Origin of the sequence: Idiomarina sp. UBA3162 (assembly GCF_002364475.1) — a bacterium.
Classification (GTDB): Bacteria; Pseudomonadota; Gammaproteobacteria; order Enterobacterales; family Alteromonadaceae; genus Idiomarina.
Map to the genome: position 1 here is coordinate 1 of NZ_DEYI01000007.1, position 4958 is coordinate 4958.

Genomic DNA, 4958 nt, shown 5'->3' on the forward strand with positions numbered 1-4958 from the left:
ATCCTTTTACTTTAATATCCATTTGGCAAGCAGTAATACCATCAGCAGTACCTGTAACTTTAAAGTCCATATCTGCTAAGTGATCTTCATCACCTAAAATATCAGACAAGACGACGTGCTTATCGCCCTCTTTAACAAGCCCCATAGCGATACCCGCAACTGAAGACTTAATTGGAACGCCTGCGTCCATCAATGCTAATGAAGAGCCACACACGGATGCCATTGAGCTCGAACCATTGGATTCTGTGATTTCAGACACCACACGGACGGTATAAGGGAACTCTTCGTGGCTCGGCATAACCGCCTGGATACCACGCTTAGCAAGACGACCATGACCAATCTCGCGGCGTTTAGGCGCACCGACCATACCGGTCTCACCCACACAGTAAGGAGGGAAGTTATAATGCAGCAAGAAGCGACTCGTTGACGTGCCAGTCAATTCGTCAATCATCTGCGCGTCACGGTCAGTACCGAGCGTCGCCGTAACTAACGCCTGAGTTTCTCCACGGGTAAACAAGGCTGAACCGTGCGTACGCGGCAATACACCGGTTGCTACGCTGATAGCACGCACCATGTCGGGGTCACGACCGTCTATACGCTTTTCTCCCGCTAAGATGCGGCTGCGCACGATGTCTTTTTCGACGTCATGGAAGATTTTGCCCGCTTCATCAGTGTCGGCTTCTTCATTTTCAGCAACGAGCTGCTCAATCATCGCTTGCTTAACTTCAGCGATTTTACCGTAGCGCTCAGCTTTATCAGTAATGCGATAGGCTTCACCAATGCCCGCTTCGGCGAGTGACTTCACTTTCTCAACCAAAGTGGCGTCTTTTTGCGGCGCCTGCCAATCCCATTTTTCTTTACCCGCTTCTTGAGCAAATTCGTTGATCGCATCGACCACAACTTGCATCGACTCATGACCAAACATCACTGCGCCGAGCATGGTGTCTTCTGATAGAAGGTTGGCTTCTGATTCAACCATCAAGACCGCTTGTTGCGTACCGGCAACCATCAAATCGAGTTTTGATTCAGCGAGTTCATCTTGAGTTGGGTTGAGTACATATTCATCGTTGATTACACCAACGCGAGCAGCACCAATTGGACCGTTAAATGGCACGCCAGAGATAGCGAGTGCCGCCGAGGTACCAATCATTGCTACGAGATCTGGGCTTACTTGGGGGTTTACCGAAACAACGGTAGCGACCACTTGTACTTCGTTCATGAACCCTTCAGGGAACAATGGACGAATCGGGCGATCGATAAGACGTGATGTCAATGTCTCGTTTTCGCTAGGACGGCCTTCACGTTTAAAGAAACCACCTGGGATTTTACCCGCAGCATAAGTCTTTTCTTGGTAGTTGACCGTTAGCGGGAAAAAGTCTTGTCCTTCACGCGCTTCTTTTTTAGCTACTACGCTGACAAGTACGGTTGTATCGTCCATGCTGGCCATGACAGCCGCAGTCGCTTGACGAGCTACAACGCCCGTTTCCAATGTAACTGTGTGTTGACCATACTGAAATTGTTTAGTTATTGGATTCACGTTTTGCTTTCCTTTACCTAACTGAATGTGAACACCCGGATTGGTGTTCGTTTTCTATCTATTTTCAATCGTCACATAGTATAAGGCATAGATGACAGAATTAAGACCCCTTAACAAAAAATAAGCATAAAAAAAGGGCCCCAAAGGGCCCTTTTTTCGAAATCTTTTGACTTAGCGACGGATGCCAAGCTTCTCAACAACCGCTACATAACGGCTTTGGTCTTTCTTTTTAAGGTAGTCTAGCAATTTACGACGCTGACTAACCATACGCAACAAGCCACGACGTGAGTGGTGATCTTTCTTGTGCGCTTTAAAGTGACTTTGCAATTCCGCCAAGTTTTTAGTCAGCAAAGCGATTTGCACTTCTGGAGAACCTGTATCGTTCTCGCCCTGACCAAATTCCTTTACGATTTCTGCTTTTTGCTCAACAGTTAGTGACATAATAACTCCTTAAGTTTTAAATGACCCGCTTCCGATCACTAATTCAGCAGCGGAGAGAGCGCGTATTATAAGGCGCTCAGCGAATATTTCAATGACTATTTCAAATCGGACAACTGAAAACCGCAATATTCCAGTGCAAGCACGCGCTTGGGCCATAGCTTGCCGTCTTTGCGCAGCGACACCACCCCCACAAACACCGCCTCACCATCATTACTTTCGGCACATAAACGGCATTCATCACCCACTGCCATGGTGTCCAGCGTGTGATTAAACACCGGTTGCCCGTGCATCACGTCACGCGCCTCAGACTGACTAATCGCCTGCGTAGGCAACGCACTAAGCAAGGTATCAACTGGCTGAAGGCAGGCTAAACGCTGTTCATCCGACAACGCTTCGAGCGCATCGAGTGACCACTGTTGTTCATCCGTTAAATTGGCTACGTGAGTGCGATGCAAATCGCGCACGTGAGCGCTGCAACCAAGAGCTTGACCCATATCATCGACTAACGTACGAATATAAGTCCCTTTTGAACACGCGACTTGCAAGGTAACGAAGTCACCGTCACGATGCAGCAGCTCAATTCCGCGAATACTTATCGTGCGCGTTTTACGAGGCACTTCAATACCGCGACGTGCGTAATAATAAAGCGGTTTACCCTCATACTTTAAAGCCGAATAGATTGAAGGTGTTTGCGCTTGTTCACCAATGAACTGACCAATGACGTCGTTCAATTGTTTGTCCGACACGTTAACCGGGTTCTGCTCCACCACTTCACCTTCGGCATCGCTCGTACTCGTGCGTACACCGAGTTGAGCTCTTACGCGATAGGCTTTGTCAGCGTCCAATAAATACTGCGAAAACTTAGTGGCTTCGCCGAGACACACCGGCAAAAGCCCTGTCGCTAGAGGATCAAGCGCACCCGTGTGACCGACTTTTTGTGCTTCATATAGCCGCTTAATCACTTGGATTGCGCGGTTCGATGTCATTTCTTTGGGTTTATCGAGTAACAGTACGCCGTTTATTGGCCGACCCTTACGCGGACGTGCCTGACCCATTTATTCACCCTCAGATCCGTTCTTATCCCGCTTACGCGCTTCATCCACCAACCGACTCATACGAATACCTTCGTTAAGCGAGCCATCGTGTTGAAACTTAAGTTCTGGAACCACACGCGCTTTAATACGTTTGCCTAGCAATGAACGGATAAAGCCTGCCGCCTGATTCAATACTTTAAGGCCTGCTTTAACTTGATCATCGTCATCATGCAAAAAGGTGACGAAAACTTTGGCATATGCCAAGTCCCGCGAGACTTCAACATCCGATACAGTCACCATGCTGACACGCGGATCTTTTACTTCACGTTGCAAAATCATCGCGATTTCGCGCTGTAGCTGATGGCGAACACGTTCTGTACGACTAAATTCTTGTGCCATAACCCTTCCAAACTGAAACCGCGGACAGTACGCCCGCGGTTTTATCATAATCGAAAACAAGCCATTGAGGTTTACAGTGTACGTTCAACCTGTACAGTCTCAAATACCTCAATCTGGTCGCCTTCTTTGACATCGTTGTAGTTCTTAACACCGATACCACATTCCATACCATTACGGACTTCTTGTACGTCATCTTTAAAGCGGCGCAGTGACTCCAGCTCACCTTCATAGATAACGACATTGTCACGTAGGACACGGATAGGCGCTGAGCGCTTAACGATACCTTCAGTGACCATACAACCTGCAATAGCACCCAATTTCGGCGATTTAAACACATCACGGACTTCTGCAAGACCGATGATTTGTTGTTTAAACTCAGGGCGTAACATACCGGTCATTGCCTGCTTAACTTCATCAATCAAGTCGTAAATAACGCTGTAATAGCGTAAATCAACGTTCTCTTGTTCGACAAGTTTCTTAGCTGCAGCTTCCGCACGTACGTTAAAGCCCACAACAATAGCATTCGATGCACTTGCAAGTGAGATATCGGTTTCGGTAATACCGCCGACACCACTACCAATGATGTTAACTTTAACTTCGTCTGTCGATAGCTTCACAAGCGCATCAGAGATGGCTTCCAACGAACCTTGCACATCTGATTTCAATACAATATTGAGTTCAGATACGTCGCCTTCGGCCATGTTGGCGAACATGTTCTCAAGTTTCGCTTTCTGCTGTTTCGCAAGTTTAACTTCACGGTATTTACCTTGACGGTAGTTTGCTACTTCACGTGCTTTACGCTCGTCTTTAACTACAGTCGCTTCATCACCCGCTTGCGGAACACCCGACAAACCTAGAATCTCTACTGGAATCGAAGGACCCGCTTCTTTGATCTCCTTGCCCGTCTCATCGCGCATCGCACGAATACGACCATATTCAAGACCACAAAGAACGATATCGCCCTGGCGCAGCAAGCCGCGCTGCACCAATACTGTCGCCACTGGACCACGGCCACGGTCTAAGCGTGACTCGACCACGATCCCTGACGCCATACCGGTTTTTTCTGCTTTCAAGTCAAGTACTTCTGACTGCAACAAGATAGCTTCAAGTAGTTCATCAATACCCATGCCACTGTGTGCAGAGACAGGAACGAACATCACATCACCACCCCAGTCCTCAGGGATAACGTCATGTTGTGCCAGCTCGTTTTTCACACGGTCAGGGTCAGCTTCCTCTTTATCCATCTTGTTGATGGCAACCACGATAGGTACACCCGCTGCTTTAGCGTGCTGTACCGCTTCCTTGGTTTGCGGCATCACACCGTCGTCCGCTGCGACTACAAGAATAACGACGTCCGTCGCACCTGCGCCGCGCGCTCGCATTGAAGTAAACGCTGCGTGTCCCGGTGTATCTAAGAATGTGATCATGCCGTGATCGGTTTCAACGTGATATGCACCGATATGCTGGGTGATACCACCCGCCTCGCCTGATGCCACTTTCGCTTTACGGATATGGTCAAGCAAAGAGGTCTTACCGTGGTCAACGTG

The 4958-nt window shown here is 48.3% G+C and carries 5 protein-coding genes; all 5 read right to left on the minus strand.

Annotated elements, in window-relative coordinates; translation table 11 throughout:
- Nucleotides 1–1537 (minus strand): polyribonucleotide nucleotidyltransferase (gene pnp / locus B2X00_RS01070; protein WP_290485762.1); only part of this gene is annotated, 1537 nt, incomplete at its 3' end.
- Between the two features lie 171 nt (nt 1538–1708).
- A complete protein-coding gene (rpsO, locus tag B2X00_RS01075) occupies nt 1709–1978 on the minus strand; it encodes a 30S ribosomal protein S15 (protein ID WP_290485763.1) in 270 nt (89 codons plus the stop codon).
- A gap of 95 nt (nt 1979–2073) precedes the next feature.
- The gene (gene truB / locus B2X00_RS01080; protein WP_290485764.1) at nt 2074–3033 is read right to left on the minus strand and encodes a tRNA pseudouridine(55) synthase TruB; all 960 of its coding nucleotides are present in this window, start codon (nt 3031–3033) and stop codon (nt 2074–2076) included.
- Nucleotides 3034–3411, minus strand: a complete 378-nt coding sequence (gene rbfA, locus B2X00_RS01085) for a 30S ribosome-binding factor RbfA (protein WP_071463561.1) — start codon at nt 3409–3411, stop codon at nt 3034–3036.
- 71 nt (nt 3412–3482) lie between these two features.
- On the minus strand, nt 3483–4958 hold a 1476-nt coding region (infB, locus tag B2X00_RS01090; RefSeq protein ID WP_290485765.1), incomplete at its 5' end, for a translation initiation factor IF-2.